The sequence below is a fragment of the Pseudomonas sp. NFPP04 genome, assembly GCF_900113815.1.
Classification (GTDB): domain Bacteria; phylum Pseudomonadota; class Gammaproteobacteria; order Pseudomonadales; family Pseudomonadaceae; genus Aquipseudomonas; species Aquipseudomonas extremorientalis.
Genome location: NZ_FOQS01000007.1, coordinates 167,673 through 186,768 on the forward strand (window position 1 = coordinate 167,673; position 19,096 = coordinate 186,768).

The following is a 19,096-nucleotide window of genomic DNA, read 5'->3' on the forward strand; positions in this document are numbered from 1 at the left end:
GATTTCATTTCAGGGCCCTTTCGACGGCGTCGGTGAAGACTTTGGGGGAGGCCAGTTGCATCTCGCGCGTGGCGATTTCCACCGCGACTTGCACGGTGCTGGCGCGGGTCAAACGCTCGCCGCTGGCCAGGTCGGTGATCAGGTAGTTGACCTTCAAGCGGTTCTCCCACTCCACCAGGCTGGCGCGTACGTTGATGGTCTGGCCGAACACGGCGCCGCGCACGTAGCGCAGTTGCAGGTCGATCACCGGCCAGGCGTAGCCCGATTCGAGCATCGCCGCGTAGTTGTGGCCGAGCTTGTCCAGCAGCGCGCAACGCGCCACCTCCAGGTACTTCACGTAATGCCCGTGCCACACGACGTTCATGGTGTCGACGTCAAAAAACGGCACGAGGATTTCAGTGTCGCAATGCAGCACGCCAGGGTTACGCATGCAGCCTCCAGTGTTGTTCGGCGATGCGTTGCAGGCACAGGCGCAGTTCGCCTTCCAGGGCGCGGTCTTCGATGACCGGCGGGAAGTCCTTGGCCAGTTCCGCGTGCATGGCGGCCAAGGCCGGTGGCAGCGGCCGCGCATCCTCGGCCTGGGCCCGCAGCCACACGCCCTGGTTGGCCGCGAGCAAAGTTGCGGCGGCGACCTGTTCGGTCAGCTCCAGCACGCGGATCGCATCGCGGGCGGCGATGGTGCCCATGCTCACCTTGTCCTGGTTGTGGCACTCGGTGGAGCGCGAGAACACGCTGGCGGGCATGGTGTTTTTCAGGGCTTCGGCGGTCCAGGCGCTGGTGCCGATCTGCACCGCCTTGAAGCCGTGGTTGATCATGGCGCGGTCAGCCGGCGCGCCGGACAGGTTGCTCGGCAGGCCGTGGTTGTAGCGCACGTCCACCAACAGTGCGAGCTGGCGGTCGAGCAGGTCGGCGACGTTGGCCACCAGGGTCTTGAGGCTGTCCATGGCAAAGGCGATATGCCCGCCGTAGAAGTGCCCGCCGTGCAGCACGCGTTCTTCTTCGGCGTCGATGATCGGGTTGTCGTTGGCGCTGTTCAGCTCGATCTCGATGAACGAACGCAGCCAGTTTAGGCTGTCGGCCAACACGCCGAGGACGTGGGGCGCGCAGCGCAGTGAGTAACGGTCCTGCAGACGGTGCAGTGGCGCGGTCGGCGCATCGATGGCCAGGTCCTTGCGCAGCCAGGCGGCGACTTGCATCTGCCCCGGGTGCGGCTTGGCGGCGAACAGCCGCTCGTCGAAGTGTTCCGGGTTGCCTTGCAGCGCCACCACGTTCAGCGCGGTGATGCGCGTGGCCAGTTGCAGCAGGTAGTCGGCGCGGGCGAAGGCCAGGCACGCCAGGCCGGTCATCACGGCGGTGCCGTTCATCAGCGCCAGGGCTTCCTTGGGGCGCAGCACCAGCGGGTTCCAGCCCAGTTCGCGGTGCACGTCGGCGGCCTGGCGGCGTTCGCCACGGAACATCACTTCACGTTCGCCGGACAGGGTTGCGGCCACGTAGGACAGGGGCGTCAGGTCACCGCTGGCGCCCACCGAGCCTTCTTCCGGGATCAGCGGCAGCACGTCGTGTTCGAGGAACGCATGCAGGCGCTCCAGCAGCTCCACGCGCACACCGGATACGCCGTGGCACAGCGACTGCAAACGAGCCGCCAGCACCGCCCGGGTGGCCTGGGCGTCGAGCAACTTGCCCAGGCCGCAACCGTGGAAGGTGTACAGATGACGCGGCAGCGCTTCGACGTGCTGCAAGGGCACCGCCACCACGCAGGAGTCGCCGTAGCCGGTGGTCACGCCGTAGATCACGCCTTCCTTGTCCAGCAGCGAGTCGAGGAACTGCGCGCCCTTGGCGATGCGCTGGCGATACGCGGGGTCATCCTGCAACTGCGTAGGCGCTTGACGGTTGGCCAGGGCCAGCACGTCTTCGATGCGCAAAGGGCGTTCGCCAAAGGTTACCGGCTCAAGATGCGTGGTCATCGGTCTTCCAGAAAGGGTAAAAGTTGAACCATTGTCGGGGCGCTTCCAGGCAGAACTCGCCCAGGCGTGCGGCGTAGCGTGCGGTCCACAGGGCTATGACCTGCTCGCGGGTGGTGCGTTTCCATTCGATCAGCGGCGTAAACGGCTCGATGCTCAGGCGATAGCGGCTGCCGTGCTTGAGGCACATCAACAGGTTCACCGGGCATTTGAGCAGGCCGGCCAGCAGCCACGGGCCTTGGGGGAAGGCGGCGTCGTGGCCGAGGAAGTCCACACGCACCGTGCGCCCACCGTGCAGCGGCACGCGGTCGCCGGCGATGGCCAGCCACTCGCCGTCATCCAGGCGCTGGCTGAGCAGCAGCATGGTGGCCGGGTCCAGCTCGCTGACCTGGATCAGGCGCAAGTGCGTCGCCCCGGCCTCGCCCAACAGACGGTTGAATTGTTCGGCGTGCTTGGTGTGCACCAGCACGTTCATGGTGACCTGTTCACCGATCTCGGCCAGCGCCCGGCACACTTCGAGGTTGCCCAGGTGCGCGCCCACCAGCATCTGCCCGCGCTCGCCCCGCAGTTGCCCGCGCAATTGCGCAGGGTCGTTGATTTCAATCTGCTCCAGACGCAACTTGCCGTTCCACACGTCGAGCTTGTCGAGCAACGAGTCGGCAAAGGCCATGAACTGGCCGAAGACTTTCCAGTGGGTAGGGCGCAGTTCGTCACGCCCGCTCCAGTCGGCCAGGCGCTGCTGGTATTGCCAGGCGCTCTGTCGGGCGGTGCGGCCGAACAGGAAGAAGTACAGGACGATGCCGTACAACACCGGGCTCAGCAGTCGACGACCAAGGACCTTGGCGGCGAAGGCGGTGAGTTTCATCAGCCAATAGCTGCCGCGCTCCTCGCGGTCGGCCCAGTGTTTGCTGCTGTCACTCATGCCTGCCACCGCCGCCACAGGATCATCGGCGCGCGGATCAGCATGCCGAAGAACAGTCGGGTGTGCATGGCCGAGATGCGTACGTTGTCGCGGAACAGGCGGAAGTGCGACAGGCCATCGGCCGGGTAATGCACCTGGGTCGGCAGCCAGCGCATCGGTTGGTTGCGCCAGGCCAGGCGCACCAGAATGTCGGAGTCGAAGTCCATGCGCGTGCCGATGTAGGCCGAGTCCATCAGCGCCAGCACCGGTGCCAGCGGGTACACGCGAAAGCCGCACATCGAGTCGCGGATCTGCAACGACAAGGTGTTGATCCACACCCACACGTGGGTCAGGTAGCGCGCGTACAAGCGGCCTTTGGGCACGCTGTCGTCGTATTCGGGATAGCCGCAGATAATCGCATCGGGATGCCGGCGCGAGGTGTCGATAAAGGTCTCGACTTCGCGCAGGTCATGCTGGCCGTCGGCGTCGACTTGCAGGGCGTGGCTGAAACCCAGGCGTGCGGCTTCGCGAAAGCCGGCCATCACCGCGCCGCCTTTGCCCTGGTTGTTCGGCAAGGTCAGCAGGGTGACGTTGTCCAGGGTTGCCAGTTGCGCCAATACCGCTGCGCACGCCGGGCTGCTGCCGTCATCCACCAACAGGCAGGGCAGGCCGCTGTCCAGCAGGCTGCGGACCACGGCCGGCACGGCGGCTTCGTGGTTGTAGACCGGGATCAGGGCGCAGGGGTTATGCATTGGATGCCACCAACTGAATGCGTCCGCTGGAGCAGGCCGCTACGCCGTTGCGATAGGCGAAATACAATTTGCCGCGTTCCGGGTCAAAGCGCAGGTGCAGTTCGATCCCATCGCCTGGGCGCACTAATTGCTGAAACTTGAGCACTTCCATACCCGCAAAACTCGGTGGCAAATCGAGCAGTTGTTGGCCCAGGTTGAACGCCCACTCGACTTGCACCACGCCCGGCAGCACCGGCGTGACCGGGAAGTGGCCGCTGAAATAGGCCAGGTCTGGCGGGACGCTCAGTTGCACGGTCCATTCGCCGTTGGCTTCGACGCGCTCCAATACTTCCGGTGCCTTGGGCCGGGGTGCCAGCAGCAGTGCCTCGATGTCGGCCTGAGGCAGTTTGCCTTGGCTGTTCAGCGGCAGCTGCCTCAGCAATCGCCAACGACGCGGCAGGGCCAGGGCTTCGCAGTGCTGGCTCAGGTGTTGGCGCAGGGTTTGGGTGACGGTCCGGCGGCCTTGATTGCGCAAGGCATGCAGGCCTTCGGCGCTCAACACCACCAGCGCACCAAGCGAGGCGCGATTTTCCTGGACTACGCCCAGGCGGGTGTCGGCGACCCACGGGTGGGTCATCAACGCGTGTTCCAGCATGGGCAGGGAGATGCGTTTTTCTTCCAGCTTGACGATGCGGTCCAGGCGGCCGAGCAGCTCGAAACGGCCATCGGCATGGATGCGTGCGGCGTCGGCGGTCTGTTCGACATGCCCCTCAGGCAGGTAAGGCGATGCAATGCGCAGGGCACCGTCGGCATCCTGGCTCAGTTGCACGTCGGTAAACGGCTGCCACGGCTGTGCGCCTTGGCGCCAGGCGATGCCGCCGGTTTCCGAGCTGCCGAGAATCTCGGTCGGCCATTGTTGCAAGCGGTCGTACAGGCTGCCGGCGGCGTCCACCGGCAAAGCGCCGCCGGACGAAAACACCCGCGACACGCTGCTCAGTGCCGGCCAGTCGAGGTTATCGCCCATGCGCTTGAGCAGTGCCGGGCTGGCAACCCAGGCAAAGTGCGCATGCTCGCGACTGGCGCGCTGCATGTCTTCAGGGAATGCCAGTTGCTTGCGCACAAAGGTACGGCCGGCGCACAGCGGCCACAGGACGCGGAACAGCAAACCGTAGATGTGTTGGGTGGCGACGCTGCCGATGATGCAGGCGTCCTTGAGGTCCTGGCCCCACAGGGTTTCCAGGGCCTCGACCTCGTTGGCCAGTTGACGCAGGGTCTTGTCGATGCGCTTGGGTTCGCCGCTGGAGCCGGAGGTGCACAGGCTCAGTTGGCAAGCGTCCAGTTCAAGTGCGGCAGCGCTCAATGGCGCCGCATACAGCGACTCAAGGTCAGCCGCTTCGGTCAGCCAGGCATCGACGGCCTCATCCCAGCGTTGGCGGGTCTGAGGTTGCAGGTCGGCGGGCAGCAGTACGCTGACTCCGGCCCGCCAGGCACCCAGCAGGGCAATCGCCAGCAGGCCGGCATCTTCCAGGTACACGGCCAGTCGCTGGATGCCGCGGGCTTGCAGGCCCGCCGCCAGGCTCAGGGAGTATGCCCACAGTTGGGCATGATTCATGGCAGGTTCGGTGGTAACCGGACGCTGTTCCAGCGGCTCAAGCAGCACGTGCTCAAGTTTCAACCCATTCATACGCGGCCTCGAACCCTTTGTCGTACCAGCCATTCCACGGCAAACAACAGCCCCATCAGCCCGTAGGCGATCAGGCCGTTGTACAACGTCCACCAGCTCAGCGGTGCCCACAGGGTGAGGGCGGCGGCGAGCAGGCCATTACACAGAAAAAACACACTCCACACCACGGTGACCTGGCGGGTGTACACGATGGCATGCGGCGCCAGCACCGGGTCGGTCATGCGCGCCAGGCGCTCGACCATCGGCGGGCCATATTTGAGGCTCAGGCCGAACAGCGCCAGCATGAACGCGCTGACCAGGCTCGGGTACCAGCGCAGCAGGCGGGGGTTGTCGAACCAGGCGAGCAACAGGCAGAACACGATCACCGCCAGCGCCATCCCGCGGCTGCCCGGGCGTCGTGCACCGGTCAGCGCGCGCAGCAGCCACAGACTGCCGAGCAGCAGACCGAATTGCCACGGGGCGAAGTGTTCGGTGCCGTAATACACCGCAAAGGGGTACAGCAGCCCCGCCAGCAACAGGCCAAGGCCGATCAACCGGCTCATGCGGCAGGCGTGACCAGACGGTACACCGCCTCAACCACGTCGTTCACGGTGCGCACAGCCTTGAATTCCTCGGCGGCGATCTTCTTGCCGGTCTGGCGCTTGATATGGTCGATCAAGTCGACGGCATCGATGCTGTCGATTTCCAGGTCCTGGTACAGGTTGGCGTCCAGGGTAACGCGTTCCGGCGGCAGTTCGAACAGTTCCACCAAGGCATCGCGCAGGGTGTTGAAAATATCGTCACGAGTTTGCATGGTCCGGTCTCAAGCTGCCTGTCTGGCCGTGACGAACGCCGCAAGGCTGGCCACGTTGGTGAAGTGATTGCGGGTGTCCTTGGCGTCGGCATCGATCTTGATGCCGTACTTTTTCTGGATCGCCAGGCCCAGTTCCAGGGCATCTACCGAATCCAGGCCGAGGCCTTCGCCGAACAGGGTCTGATCGCTGCCGATATCGTCGACGCTGATATCTTCCAGGCCCAGGGCCTCGATGATCAGCGCCTTTATGTCGTGCTCAAGGCGGTGTTGGTCGCTCATCTTCGGCGAGCTCCTTAATAAAATAGTGATGCAGGTAATCGTTGAGCTTGCGTGAGGCCTGGGGCGCGGGCCCCAGTGTTGCGAACGCCTGTGGTTCTATATCGGCACCCACCCGCAAACTGAAGTGCACGCGGCATTTAGGGATGCGATACCAGGGTTCGGCCTTGGTCAGCGTGGTCGGGCTGACCTTGATCACCACGGGGGTGATGATTGTCGCACCCCGCAGTGCAATGGCGGCACCGCCGCGATGAAAGGCAGGCGCCGCGCCGGGTGTGGTGCGGGTGCCCTCGGGAAAGATGATCAGGGTCTGGCCGCTGCGCAGGGCGTCTGCGGCAGCATCGAGCATCTCGGCACTGCCGTCGTTGCTGATATAACCGGCGTCGCGCACCGGGCCGCGGGTGAACGGGTTCTGCCACAGGCTCTGCTTGACCACGCAATTGGCCTGGCGCACCAGGCCGATCAGGAATACCACGTCGATCAGCGATGGGTGGTTGGCGATGATCATCTGGCCCGGGCGACCCAGCTTTTCGGCACCTTCGACGCTGTAGGTCAGCACGCCGGCGCGTTGCATCAGGCGGATAAAGAACCAGAACAGCCAACTGATCGTGTGACGGGCGCGGCTGCGGTGCTTTGCAGCGTCCCCTGGCAGGCAACTGAGCAAAGGAAACACCAGCAAACGCAGGCACAACCCGCCGAAACCGAACAGCGCAAAGCTGGCGGCGGTGGCGAACAGGCGCCAGTAATAGGCGTCTCGTGGTTTGTCATTCAGGGCTTGCGTTGCCAGTTCCATACGCGGTTCTTCCAGGCATGTTGGCAGGCGACCTGTTCGGTGAGCAGGGTGCGCAGCAGGTTCAGGGCGTGGGGCCACTGGGTTTGAGTGGGTTGGACAGTGCCGGTACCGAGTTCCAGTTGCCACTCGTCGCCCGGCGTCAGCAGCAAACCGAGGGCGTAGGGGAAGGGCACGTCGACGATCCAGCTGGCATAGGCTTCGGGCGCCTGCTCTTCGGTTATCACCAGTAAAACCGCCGTCGCACCTTCGTTGAGCAGCGCGGCGGCTTCGAGCATACCGTGTTCCAGGCCATCGCCGGCGGCGGCGAGGGCGGTCATTTCGCTGGTTTCATTGCGCAGGATCGACCAAAGGCCAATCACCGCATTGTGCACCGACAGGCTGAACTGGGTTGGCGACAGCGGTTGTTCGCTGGCCAGGTCGCTGAGGATGTCGAGGGTGCGCGGGGTTTCGCCATGCCGGGAGATAAACACCAGCGGCAGGTCCTGCAGGCCTTCGGCCAGTGGCCAACCCACGCTGAACGCCATGCGCGCCAGCCTGCTCAGGCGGCGGCGCTGCATGGCCGGCAGGAACGAGACATCAGGGGCTGCATCACTTGCGGGCAGCAACGCCGGCGCCTGACACCAGGCGCGCCAGTCATCCACGCTATCGAGCCCGGGGGCCCAGGCGCGCCATTGGGCGATGTTGAAAGTGATCACTGAGAAGTTGTCCCGCCCCTGCGGGCTTCCATGTGCGACTTTTGGCCCCGAATACCGGGACAGGGAACAATAGCCGAATGGCGCGCATTATCCCGGTGCCGTGGGGTTCTAGCAAACTTTGGTAAAGATTTGTGCACGGTCGATTACAAAATAGTGGAAAGAATTGACAGATTGTCCTTTACCCAAGGACTGGATGGATTGTCGGACCGTTCTTTTTAATCTGTGGGCTGTGTATGACAGCTATCGTGCCAATGGCATCGTGATGCAGCAGTGCATGGATGAACGAGGTAGCTAACAGGCGCTTTTGCCCTCTACACTCGGACATTCATTGATACACGGAGGTTTTTCCATGCGGCGTGTGGTGTTCAATCAAAAAGGTGGCGTTGGCAAGTCCAGCATTGCCTGCAACCTGGCGGCAGTCAGCGCCAGCGAAGGTTATCGAACCCTGTTGGTGGACCTCGATGCGCAAGCCAATTCAACCCAATACCTCACTGGGCTGACCGGCGACGATATCCCCATGGGTATTGCCGAATTCTTCAAGCAAACCCTGTCTTCCGGGCCGTTTTCGAAGAAAAACCGGGTGGATATCTACGAGACCCCCTTCGACAACCTGCACGTGATCACCGCAACCGCAGAACTGGCGGACCTGCAGCCCAAGCTCGAGGCCAAGCACAAGATCAACAAGCTGCGAAAGCTGCTGGATGAGCTGAGCGAAGATTACGACCGGATTTACCTGGATACGCCTCCAGCACTGAATTTTTATGCGGTTTCAGCGCTGATTGCCGCTGATCGCGTGCTGATCCCCTTCGATTGCGACAGCTTCTCGCGCCAGGCTCTGTATGGTCTGCTGGCGGAGATCGAAGAGTTGAAGGAAGACCACAACGAGGACCTCGAAGTGGAAGGCATCGTGGTCAATCAGTTCCAGGCCCGGGCGAGCCTGCCGCAGCAGATGCTGGATGAGTTGATTGCAGAAGGGTTGCCGGTGCTGCCGGTGTACTTGGCCAGCTCCGTGCGCATGCGTGAGTCGCACCAGGAGAGCAAGCCGCTGATCCACCTGGACCCACGGCACAAGCTGACGCAGCAGTTTGTAGAGTTGCATAACCTGCTGGAAAACGCGTGATCCAAAAGACAACACAAAACCCCTGTGGGAGGGGGATGGGTGGTTTCCAAGGCCGAGTTACACGCCTTGGCTATGCAACCAGCTCATCAATTGCGGCAACGCAAGCGCCCCACTCTGGCGCGCCGCTTCGCGGCCGTTCTTGAACAGAATCAAACTGGGAATCGAGCGAATCCCCAACTGTGCCGACAACTGCTGATTGGCCTCGCTGTCCAGCTTGGCCAACCGGCACTTGCCCGCCAACTGCCCGGCCGCCTGCTCGAACACCGGCGCAAACGACTTACACGGCCCACACCAGTCCGCCCACACATCCACCAGCAACGGCAAATCGCCCTTGATTTGACTGGCGTAGTCGCCTTGCTTCAACTCAAACGGCTTGTTCGACAAAACCGGCTGCTTGCAGCGCCCGCATTTGGGCGCATCACCCAGGCGTTCACCGGGGATGCGGTTGAGGCCGTTGCAGTGGGGGCAGGGGATGACAAGAGGTTCGGGCATGGTGGTCTCCTTGGATGTGGCCAATGGACTGTATTTGGAGTCGGGCCTAGGGTTTATCAAGCGGAGAGGGGAGGACTCATCCACTCACAGTTTCGCTCGTGCTGATGCGGGGTCGCCTATCTAGGCTGTTAGCGTCTGTTCTGTTTTGGCTCCATTGGTCTGTTTATGGCTATAGCAAATTGCGATATTTAAGCGACAGCTCTAACCTTCATAGCAAGATGCGATAAGGATGTTGCATGCGAGTGATCAGTGAGAAAAGGATCTGGGAAGCAAAGGAAAAGTGGCCGCAGTCAGCGACGGCATTGGATCAGTGGTATCGAATAATGAAGCGAAATTTCCCCAAGGATTTCGCAGCGATGAAAGCAATGTTTCCCGCCGCGGATAAGGTTGGGGAATTTCACGTATTCGATATTGGAGGAAACAAGCTGAGGTTGATTGCGGTCGTGGAGTATCGGGCGCAGCGCGTTTACATCAAGCATCTGCTTGATCATCGCGATTATGAGAAAGACAAATGGAAGGAAAAAAACAGATGAGCGCGCTTATGCGAGTAGCGGCCGAACATTGGCAATTCGTTTCGCCAGTGATGCGCAAACCAGAGAACGAAGCAGACTACGATGCGCTGGTATGTGGTTTGGACGAGTTGCTGACTCTGATCGGTGAAAATGAAGACAGCCCGTTGATAAGTCTGGTAGATATCCTCAGTGACTGGATCGAAGCCTACGATCATGAGCACCGTCCCATGCCGGTCGCCAGTGGTGCTGAAGTATTGCGATACATGATGCGTGAACACCATCTCACTCAGAGTGACCTGCCGGGGGTGGGGGCCCAGTCGGTGGTCTCTGAGGTGTTAAGCGGTAAACGCCAGCTCAACATACGCCAAATACGTTGGCTGGCTGAGCGTTTTGGGGTTTCAGTAGAAACCTTCATCTAGAGGCTTTACGACGAACAACTAATCTCCAAATGTTTCCCCCAATCTGGCGGCCGCTGTGCGTACTGCTCCATCCCCGCTTGCTCCTCAAACGGCTTGGAAAGCACCGCATGCAACCGCCGCACTTCGCTGTAATCCCCGGATTCGGCGGCAACGATGGCGTTCTGCGCCAGGTAGTTGCGCAGGATATACAGAGGGTTCACCGCATGCATCCGCGCACGGCGTTGTTCTTGGCTGAATTCCCCATCCCGCTCAACGCGCGCCTTGTACTGCTCGGCCCAGGCATCAAACCCGGCCAGGTCGACAAAGTCATCGCGCAGCCGCGCTACGGCCAACGCCGCCGATTCATCCCCCAGGCGCCGGAAGAACAGGGTGTAATCCACGCCGCTGTTTTGCATCAGCTTCAGTAAACGCTCGACCAGTTGCTGGTCATCGTCTTCGGCGATGGTCAGCCCCAAGCGGCGGCGCATCAGGTCCAGGTAGTTCGCTTGATAAAGCGGCAGATACAACCCAAGTGCTTCCTTCAACGCATCGACGCTGATAAACGGTGTCAGCGCCTGCGCCAATGCACTCAAGTTCCACTGCCCGATCGGCACCTGATTACTGAAGGAATAGCGCCCTTCGTGATCCGAGTGGTTGCAGATGAAGTGCGCGTCAAAGTCGTCCAGGAATGCAAACGGCCCGAAGTCGAAGGTGATACCGAGGATCGACATGTTGTCGGTGTTCATCACCCCGTGGCAGAAGCCATATGCCTGCCATTTGGCGATCAGCTCGGCATTGCGCTCGACGATTTCGCGGAACATCGCCAGGTACGGCTCGGGCTGTTCGCGGCATTCGGGGTAGTGCAGGTTGAGCACGTGTTCGGCCAGTTGCGCCTGCTGCTCGGGTTTCTTGGTGTAGTAGAAGTATTCGAAATGCCCGAAGCGGATATGGCTGTGCGCCATGCGCAATACCATCGCGCCGCGTTCCTGTTTTTCGCGCCACACCGGGGTGTCGGAACCGATCACGCACAGCGCGCGGCTGCTGGGGATGCCCAGCGCATGCAGCGCTTCGGACGCCAGGAATTCGCGGATCGACGAGCGCAGCACGGCACGCCCATCGCCCATGCGTGAGTAAGGCGTCATGCCGGCGCCCTTGAGGTGCAGGTCCCAATGCTCGCCCGCCTGGTTGTACACCTCGCCCAGCAACAACCCACGGCCGTCACCCAATTGCGGGGTGTAGCCGCCGAACTGATGCCCGGAATAGACCATCGCCCGCGGCTCTGCCTCGGCCCACAGTTTGTGCCCGCCGAACAGTTCGGCGAACACCGGTGTTTCGGCAACGGCGGGGTCCAGGTCGAGCAGGGCCATGGCGGCCTCGCTCGCCACGACCAGGCGCGGTGCGTCGAGGGGCTCGGGCAATACGTGGGTTGAGAACGCATCGCCCAGGCGTGCGAAGCGGTTGTCGAAGGTCAGTTCGTCGAGGGCTTTCACCGGCCATCTCCAGCAGAATGTCCGAGCATTCTGCTGGGGATAGCGCGGTTAGTCGAGTTTGCTCGGTGGTGGTTCCTGCACGCCGCCGTCATTGGCGGGCTTGGCCGGGGTGTCGACTTCCACCAGTTTGTATTCCTGGCCGTGGAGGTTCTTGAGATAGACCTCCATCTGGCGGAACGAGATGTTGATGTGCTCTTTCTTGAACTCGCGATTGATAAAGCGGTTCACTTCATCGATCACCGGGTTGCGGTCGCCCAGGTCGCGCACGTGCATGCGCAGTTCATGGTCGAGGGTGCTTTCGCCGAAGTTGAGGAAGTACACATGGGGTTCCGGCTCCTTGAGTACCCGCGGGTTCTCGCGGGCGGCCTTGAGCAGCAGTTCCTTCACGCGGTCCAGGTCGGAGCCGTAGTCCACGCCGAGCTTGAGGGTGACGCGGGTAATGGTGTCGGTCAGCGACCAGTTGATCAGTTGTCCGGTAATGAACGTTTTGTTCGGGACAATGATGTCCTTGCGGTCAAAGTCGGTGATCGTCGTGGCGCGGATGCGGATCTTGCTCACCGTGCCCGACAGGTTGCCGATGGTGATGGTGTCGCCGATGCGCACCGGGCGTTCGAACAGGATCATGATGCCGGAGATGAAGTTGGCGAAGATCTCCTGCATGCCAAAGCCCAGGCCCACCGACAGCGCCGCCACCAGCCATTGCAACTTGTCCCAGCTCACGCCGAGGGTCGACAGGGTGGAGACGAAACCGACGCCGGCAATCACGTAGGACAGCAGCGTGGTGGTCGCGTAGGCGCTGCCCTGGGCCAGGTCCAGTTTGGACAGCACCAATACTTCGAGCAAACCCGGCAAGTTGCGCGCGAGCGCGAAGGTAATGCCGATGATGATCAGCGCGCCGAGCAAGTCGCCGATGCTGATGGGCACCATGCTGATATTCGCACCTGTGCCGCTGGTGTATTCGTACAGCGTGACGTTATCCAGGTAGGAAAATACCGAGATCAGGTCCGCCCACACCCAATACAGCGCGGCGATAAAACCGCCGAGCAATGCCAGGCGAATCAGGCGCATGGACTGCTCGTTGACCTGCTCGATGTCCAGGGTCGGTTCTTCGATCACCGCTTCGCCGTCGCCGGCTTCCTTGGCGGCCTGGCGTTTGGCCAGGGCGCGCGCATAGGCCAGGCGCCGGGCGGCAACGCCCAGGCCACGGACGAAGGTGGCTTCGATCACCAGCCAGAACATCAGCAGGTACAGGGTATTGATCAGCCGGTCGCTGAGCTTGAGTGCGGTGTAGTAGTAGCCGAAGCACACGGCGATAAACAGCGCGATGGGCAGCGCGGTAAACAACAGGCCCACGGCCTTGCGAAACAGCGAAGCCTTTTCGTGCGTAGGGCTGTTGAGCAACAGGCGGCCCAGCAGCCAGGCCATCAGCGCGTAGCAGGTCAGCACCACGCCGATGCCCAGCACGTCGTCGGCCAGCGCCGCGGGTTGGTGTTCAGCGATGGCGACCACGGCCACCAGGGCCAATACCACCAGCCCGAGTTTGCGCACCCAGCCTTGCAGGAATTCGACCTGGGGCTTTTCCCAGCGAAAGTGCAGTTCGGCCACGCCACCGGGCGCCAGGATGCGATAGGCGGTGTAGAACACCAGCCATGCCTGGGCGATCTGCAGCAGGGCTGAACCGAGGTTGGCGTTTTGCCCACGGGCGTCGATTTGCAGCGCATACCCGCACAGCGCAAGGCCGAGGGACACCGGCATCGCCAGCAGGATGTTGATCAGGATGGCCTGGGGCGTGTGCCACTGGCTGTCGCGCTTGAAGTGGCCGATGTCCAGGTGCACCTTGTTCAGGCGCTGGTACAGGTTTTTCCGACGCCACAGCAACGCGCCGATCAACAGCAGCAGGGGCAGGAACAGCAGCGGGCGTTGGGTCAGGCCGTCATACAGTTCGCTGACGCTGGACGCCCAGGGCAGGGTGGCGACTTGCTTGCTCAGGTGCGCGGGGACGGTTTCCAGCCATTCGGTATCCAGCGGCTTGTTGCTGGGAATCCAGAACATCTGCTCATCCAGCGTCGCGCGCAGGGTGGTGGCGGTGCTAAGCAGTTGTTTCTGGTTCAGTTGCAACGTGATGGATTCGTTGAGCAGCGCGCTCAGTTCACGGCTCAGGCGCTCCAGCAGGTCGCTGCGGGTGATCGCCAATTCGAGCAAGGTGCGGCGCAGTTGCGGGGTGACGTCTTCCGGCGCCTGGTTGGCCAGCAGGTTATCCACATAGGCGCTGGGCGAGCTGATCAGCTCGCGCTGCTGGTTGACCTCGAACTGGTACAGGCGAATGTTGGCGATGTCGTCCGCCAGGTCGCGGTCCACGGTGAGACGCGGCAGGGCCTGCTTTTGCTTGTAGAGGATCTTTGACAGCAGCAGGCTGCCCTTGAGCACGTTGATCTGTTCGTCCAGGGCCGAGTCGCTCTGGGTCACGGTGTCCAGTTGCTGCTTGGTCTGCAGGTTCTTCTGGGTCAGGTCGTTGAGGCGGTCGGTACTTTTGAGCAGGTAGTCGGACAGCTTCAGGTTGGCCGCGCTTTCCGTGGCCAGCAGGCTGCTGCCACCGGCTTTTTGCGCTTCGATGGACTGCTGGGTCACGGTCTGCTGGGACTGGGCCAGGCGCTTCTGGTTGATCAGGGTCTGCAGGTCCTGGATCTCTTGTTCCAGGCGTGCGGTCTTTTCCATCACCAGGTCATGCTGGCTGTTGCCCAGGTCTTGCAGCTGGCTGTTGCCAGCCAGTTCCTGGCGGCGCAGGGGGATCAGCGCGTTGAGGGCCGCAAGTTCGGCGTTGAGCTGGTTGCGCTGGTCGGCGCTGAGGGTCTTGCCGTTGTCTTTACCGGCCTTGAGGGTCGAGTTGATCTGCAGAATGCGTGTCTGGCTGTTGCTGATTTCGGTCTGGGCGCGCTCAGGACGGGTCTGGGCGGCGATGGACAGGCTGTTGGCATCGGCCAGTTCTTTTTGCAGGTCGCCTTGCTGGGTGCTGCGCTGCACCAGCAACTGTTCAAGCTGTGGCACCGGCAGGCTGGCGTAGCGCTGGGCGACCGGGATGACTTTGGTTGCCTTGAGCCGCGTCAGTTCGCGCTGGTTCTCGGTGGTCTGGCGCGGGGCGTCTTCCAGTTGGCGCTTGAGGTCGGCCAGGCGCTGCTCGTAATCCTGCTTGTTGGCCAGGTACGTCAGGGTCTGCTGCAGAATGGTCTGCAGCGCCTTCATGTCGGCGTCGGGCAGTTTGCGGTCGGGCAGCTTGTCCAGGGTTTGCTGGATAGCCTCGGCGCTGGGCGGGTCGGCGGCGTGGACAACGCCGACACACAGGGTCAGGCTCAGCAGGGCAGTGGCGAGAAGAGTGCGCAAGGTTGGCATAGAGACCGGTCGTGCAAGGTGAAGAATCGGGGGCGTCGTCGCCCCGCAGTTTAGAGGAAGAGTCCGGGGCCCGGGCGACTTCCTTCGGGGAATCTGACGCCCACTTTGCCGATCTTGTTCCCGTCCATGACCGCAACGGTCCAGATGGTGTTGTTCCACTCCACCTGGTCGCCGACGATGGGCGCGCCCCCGACTTTCTGGGTGATGAAGCTGCTCAGCGGCATGTCCGGGTCGATGCCCTCCAGCTTCAGGCCGTACAAGGCCGACACCGCGCCCAGCTGGGCGTCGCCTTCCAGCACGAAGTCGCCGAAGAAGCGCAGATCCAGCCCGCGTTGCGGTGCCTGGCTGAACAGTTTGCCCAGGGCTGGCAGGTTGTGTTCGTGGCCGATCACGCAGAGCAGGTCGCCGACTTCCAGCACGGTACTACCCGACGGATGGAGCAGTTGCTGGCCACGGAACAGCGCGGCAATCCGCGTGCCTTCGGGCATTTTCAGCTCGCGCAGGGCGGCGCCGATGCACCATTTTTCCGCGCCCAGGCGGTAGACGAACAGCTCCCATTCGCTGGTGACGTGCACTTCCAGCGCCGCGCGGGAAATCGGCGCCGGGTCCGGCGGGACGGTGACCTTGAGCAGCTTGGCCACCCACGGCAGGCTCGTGCCCTGCACCAGCAGTGACACCAGCACGATAAAGAACGCCAGGTTGAAGTACAGCTGCGCATGGGGCAGGCCGGCCATCAGCGGGAACACCGCCAGGATGATCGGCACCGCGCCGCGCAACCCGACCCAGGCGATAAAGGCTTTTTCGCGGCCATGGAACGCCTTGAAGGGCAGCAGGCCAACCATCACCGACAGCGGCCGTGCAAACAGGATCATCCACAGCGCCAGGCCCAGGGCCGGCAACGCAATCGGCAGCAAGTCATGGGGCGTGACCAGCAGGCCCAGCACCAGGAACATGCCGATCTGCGCCAGCCAGGCCATGCCGTCGAGCATATGCAGAATGCCATGACGGCTGCGCACCGGGCGGTTGCCTATCACCAGGCCGCACAGGTACACGGCGAGGAAGCCGCTGCCGTGCAGGGCGTTGGTCACGGCAAATACGAACAGGCCACCGGCGATCACCAGGATCGGGTACAGGCCGGTGGCCAGGTTGATGCGGTTGACCATCTGCAACATCAACCAGCCGCCGCCCAGGCCGACGATGCCGCCGATGCCGAATTCGCGCACCAGGTGCGTCAGCAGGCTCCAGTGCAGGCCGGTCTGGCCGCTTGCGAGCATGTCGATCAGGGTAACCGTGAGGAACACCGCCATCGGGTCGTTGCTGCCGGATTCGATCTCCAGGCTGGCGGTGACCCGTTCGTTCAGGCCTTTGCCGCCGAGCAGCGAGAACACGGCTGCGGCGTCCGTCGAGCCGACAATCGCACCAATCAGCAAGCCCTGGATGATATTGAGGTCAAACAGCCAGGCCGCGGCCATGCCGGTGAGGCCGGTGGTAATCAACACCCCCACCGTGGCCAGCGACAACGCCGGCCAGAGTGCCACGCGGAAACTCGCCACCCGCGTGCGCAAACCGCCATCAAGCAGGATCACGGCCAGGGCGAGGTTGCCCACCAGGTAGGCGGTCGGGTAGTTGTCGAAGATGATGCCGCCGCCGTCGACGCCGGCGACCATGCCCACGGCCAGGATGATCACCAGGATCGGAATCCCCAGGCGGGACGAAAGAGAACTCACCAGAATGCTCGCACTTACCAGCAACGCGCCGATCAGGAACAGGCTGTTGATGGTCGTCGCATTCAAAGGCAATACTCCACGGGCAAACAAGACAGGGCGCAAACTGACCATGCAGTCTACGTGCCAGCGATTCTAACCTGTTGAATTGCTGCGCTGTCAAAAAGCTTTTAAAGACAGGCACAGATCTAAATGTGGGAGGGGGCTTGCCCCCGATTGCGATGGTTCAGCTACAGATAAGCTGGCTGATACACCGTCATCGGGGGCAAGCCCCCTCCCACAATTTCGACCCAGTTGTTTCAGTCAGAGGCGGAAGCGGCCGACCATGCCGTTCAGGTCCACTGCCAGGCGCGACAGTTCACTGCTCGCCGCGCTGGTCTGGCTGGCGCCGGTGGCTGACTGCACCGACAAATCGCGGATGTTCACCAGGTTGCGGTCCACTTCCCGCGCCACCTGCGCCTGCTCTTCGGCCGCGCTGGCGATCACCAGATTGCGCTCGTTGATCTCGACGATTGCGGTGTTGATGGTATCCAGCGACATCCCGGCACCTTTGGCGATGTTCAGCGTCGATTCGGCGCGTTCGGTGCTGTTGCGCATCGAATCCACCGCGTGCTCGGTGCCGGCCTGGATACTGCCGATCATCCGCTCGATTTCGCTGGTCGACTGTTGGGTGCGATGGGCCAGGGCCCGCACTTCATCGGCCACTACCGCAAAGCCGCGACCGGCTTCACCGGCACGCGCCGCTTCAATCGCCGCGTTCAGGGCCAGCAGGTTGGTCTGGTCGGCCAGGCCACGGATCACGTCGAGTACCTTGCCGATATCGCGGGACTCATTGGCCAGGTCGCCAATCAGGGTCGCGGTGGCTTGCACGTCGGCGCTCATGCGCTCGATGGCGCTGACTGTTTCCTGCACCAGATCACGGCCATCACCGGCGGAGGCGGTGGCGTTGCGCGACGCTTCGGAGGTGCTCACCGCATTGCGAGCAACTTCTTCGACGGCACTGGTCATTTCATTCACCGCTGTGGCGGCTTGTTCGATTTCATTGTTTTGCTGGGTCAGGCCACGGGCGCTTTCGTCGGTGACCGCGTTCAACTCTTCGGCGGCCGATGCCAACTGGGTGGCGGAACCGGCGATGCGTTGCAGGGTGTCGCGCAGCTTGTCCTGCATCTTGGCCATGGCTGCCAGCAGGCGCCCGGCTTCGTCGTTGCCGTCGACCTTGATCGGGCGGGTCAGGTTGCCTTCGGCCACTTCTTCCGCAGCTTCCAATGCCTGGGAAATGGGCAGTGTGATGCTGCGGGTCAACAGCCAGGCAAACAGCAGGGTCAGCAGCGTGGCGACCACCAACAGGCTTACCACCAGGTTGAAGGCCATGTTGTATTGGTCCTCGGCTTCCTTATTGGTGGTCAGGGCCATCGTGTTGTTGAGGTCCAGCAGCCGCGTGAGCACGGCGTTGACTTGCTCGGAATTGCTGAGCAATTCGGTGTTGAGCAGGCTGCGCAGTTCTTCCACTTGATTGGCCCGTGACAGGCTCTTCATGCGCTCTTCAATCTGGTGGTACTGGCCGAGCAGGCGTACGTACTCGTCATAAGTCGAGCGCTCCTCACTGCTCTCGATCAGTTTTTCGTAGATGCCCTGGGCGGTGCGGATCTGCTGGTTGCGCAGCTCGAAGGCTTCCAGGGTTTTCTGTTGCACATCCGGTTCACGGTTGGTCAGCAGGCGGTACGACAGCACCCGCAGGCGCAGGGTCAGTTGGGTGAACTCATCCAGGGCGCGAATGCTCGGCACGCTGGACAGGGTGATGTCTTCGGTGGCGGCGCGGATCTTGCTCATCTGATTCAGGGCGAACACACCGAGAAACAACATCAACGCACCAATAAACGCGAAGCCGAGGAAGGCCCTCGGAGCGATATTCATATTACGAAGCGACATGCGGGAATCCTGGGGGAGAAGCGCGATCCGTGCGGCCATGAGACGGGGTGTGCCTCTCTATCGGTCGTACGACTAAAGTCTAAAGGGGCGTGTGCGGTTTTGTCGCACCTGACGAGGGGTTTGACTGATTCAGGAACCAGATCCGGTAAATGCAGTCACTAAGGCTCGAAAGTGCGGCCCGGCCCTTAAAAATCGGGCCGCGCGCCGGGG

At 62.3% G+C, this 19,096-nt stretch carries 18 protein-coding genes and 1 pseudogene; 3 read left to right on the top strand and 16 right to left on the bottom strand.

Annotated elements, in window-relative coordinates:
• Positions 1–4: 4 nt before the first annotated feature.
• The 10 genes from BM017_RS16905 to BM017_RS16950 are packed head-to-tail and all read right to left on the bottom strand — an operon-like array spanning position 5 to position 7,834.
• Positions 5–430, bottom strand: coding sequence for an acyl-CoA thioesterase (locus tag BM017_RS16905; protein WP_092246468.1), 426 nt, complete (start codon positions 428–430; stop codon positions 5–7).
• Positions 423–1,964 (bottom strand): HAL/PAL/TAL family ammonia-lyase, encoded by a 1,542-nt coding sequence (hutH, locus tag BM017_RS16910; protein WP_092246472.1) that lies wholly within the window; start codon positions 1,962–1,964, stop codon positions 423–425. The genes BM017_RS16905 and hutH overlap by 8 nt, the downstream gene beginning before the upstream one ends.
• Positions 1,948–2,883: an LpxL/LpxP family acyltransferase gene (locus tag BM017_RS16915; protein ID WP_092246475.1), complete on the bottom strand. Its 936-nt coding sequence runs from the start codon at positions 2,881–2,883 to the stop codon at positions 1,948–1,950. The genes hutH and BM017_RS16915 overlap by 17 nt, the downstream gene beginning before the upstream one ends.
• Positions 2,880–3,614, bottom strand: coding sequence for a glycosyltransferase family 2 protein (locus BM017_RS16920; RefSeq protein ID WP_092246478.1), 735 nt, complete (start codon positions 3,612–3,614; stop codon positions 2,880–2,882). The genes BM017_RS16915 and BM017_RS16920 overlap by 4 nt, the downstream gene beginning before the upstream one ends.
• On the bottom strand, positions 3,607–5,277 hold the full coding sequence (locus tag BM017_RS16925) for an acyl-CoA synthetase family protein (RefSeq protein ID WP_092246481.1): 1,671 nt from the start codon (positions 5,275–5,277) through the stop codon (positions 3,607–3,609). The genes BM017_RS16920 and BM017_RS16925 overlap by 8 nt, the downstream gene beginning before the upstream one ends.
• On the bottom strand, positions 5,274–5,819 hold the full coding sequence (locus BM017_RS16930) for a COG4648 family protein (RefSeq protein WP_092246484.1): 546 nt from the start codon (positions 5,817–5,819) through the stop codon (positions 5,274–5,276). The genes BM017_RS16925 and BM017_RS16930 overlap by 4 nt, the downstream gene beginning before the upstream one ends.
• Positions 5,816–6,070, bottom strand: coding sequence for an acyl carrier protein (locus BM017_RS16935; RefSeq protein WP_016979215.1), 255 nt, complete (start codon positions 6,068–6,070; stop codon positions 5,816–5,818). Before BM017_RS16935 ends, BM017_RS16930 begins: the two co-directional genes overlap by 4 nt.
• Before the next feature lie 9 nt (positions 6,071–6,079).
• Positions 6,080–6,349, bottom strand: coding sequence for a phosphopantetheine-binding protein (locus BM017_RS16940; RefSeq protein ID WP_071492342.1), 270 nt, complete (start codon positions 6,347–6,349; stop codon positions 6,080–6,082).
• Positions 6,327–7,139 carry a lysophospholipid acyltransferase family protein gene (locus BM017_RS16945; protein WP_092246487.1) on the bottom strand — a complete coding sequence of 271 codons (813 nt, stop codon included), beginning with the start codon at positions 7,137–7,139 and terminating at the stop codon, positions 6,327–6,329. Before BM017_RS16945 ends, BM017_RS16940 begins: the two co-directional genes overlap by 23 nt.
• Complete coding sequence (locus BM017_RS16950; RefSeq protein ID WP_092246490.1) at positions 7,115–7,834, bottom strand: beta-ketoacyl synthase chain length factor; 720 nt, start codon at positions 7,832–7,834, stop codon at positions 7,115–7,117. The genes BM017_RS16945 and BM017_RS16950 overlap by 25 nt, the downstream gene beginning before the upstream one ends.
• Before the next feature lie 349 nt (positions 7,835–8,183).
• On the opposite strand from BM017_RS16950, the gene BM017_RS16955 reads away from it, so the two are divergent.
• Positions 8,184–8,954 (top strand): ParA family protein, encoded by a 771-nt coding sequence (locus BM017_RS16955; protein ID WP_071492339.1) that lies wholly within the window; start codon positions 8,184–8,186, stop codon positions 8,952–8,954.
• A 57-nt stretch (positions 8,955–9,011) separates the two neighbouring features.
• On the opposite strand, the gene trxC is transcribed toward BM017_RS16955, so the two are convergent.
• Positions 9,012–9,446, bottom strand: a complete 435-nt coding sequence (gene trxC / locus BM017_RS16960) for a thioredoxin TrxC (protein WP_092246493.1) — start codon at positions 9,444–9,446, stop codon at positions 9,012–9,014.
• Between the two features lie 236 nt (positions 9,447–9,682).
• On the opposite strand from trxC, the gene BM017_RS16965 reads away from it, so the two are divergent.
• Positions 9,683–9,979, top strand: coding sequence for a type II toxin-antitoxin system HigB family toxin (locus BM017_RS16965; RefSeq protein ID WP_092246496.1), 297 nt, complete (start codon positions 9,683–9,685; stop codon positions 9,977–9,979).
• Complete coding sequence (locus BM017_RS16970; RefSeq protein ID WP_092246499.1) at positions 9,976–10,377, top strand: helix-turn-helix domain-containing protein; 402 nt, start codon at positions 9,976–9,978, stop codon at positions 10,375–10,377. The genes BM017_RS16965 and BM017_RS16970 overlap by 4 nt, the downstream gene beginning before the upstream one ends.
• A 5-nt stretch (positions 10,378–10,382) precedes the next feature.
• On the opposite strand, the gene selO is transcribed toward BM017_RS16970, so the two are convergent.
• The 5 genes and pseudogenes from selO to BM017_RS29675 form a co-directional block, all read right to left on the bottom strand.
• Positions 10,383–11,846, bottom strand: coding sequence for a protein adenylyltransferase SelO (gene selO, locus BM017_RS16975; RefSeq protein ID WP_092246502.1), 1,464 nt, complete (start codon positions 11,844–11,846; stop codon positions 10,383–10,385).
• Between the two features lie 48 nt (positions 11,847–11,894).
• Complete coding sequence (gene mscK, locus BM017_RS16980; protein WP_092246505.1) at positions 11,895–15,233, bottom strand: mechanosensitive channel MscK; 3,339 nt, start codon at positions 15,231–15,233, stop codon at positions 11,895–11,897.
• A 50-nt stretch (positions 15,234–15,283) separates the two neighbouring features.
• Positions 15,284–17,026, bottom strand: coding sequence for a potassium/proton antiporter (locus BM017_RS16985; protein ID WP_058423526.1), 1,743 nt, complete (start codon positions 17,024–17,026; stop codon positions 15,284–15,286).
• A 234-nt stretch (positions 17,027–17,260) separates the two neighbouring features.
• Entirely contained in the window at positions 17,261–18,133 is an 873-nt protein-coding gene (locus BM017_RS29670) for a methyl-accepting chemotaxis protein (RefSeq protein ID WP_371914746.1), read from the bottom strand.
• A gap of 30 nt (positions 18,134–18,163) precedes the next feature.
• Positions 18,164–18,925 (bottom strand): annotated as a pseudogene (locus BM017_RS29675) (MCP four helix bundle domain-containing protein); the annotation flags it as partial.
• Between the last annotated feature and the right edge of the window lie 171 nt (positions 18,926–19,096).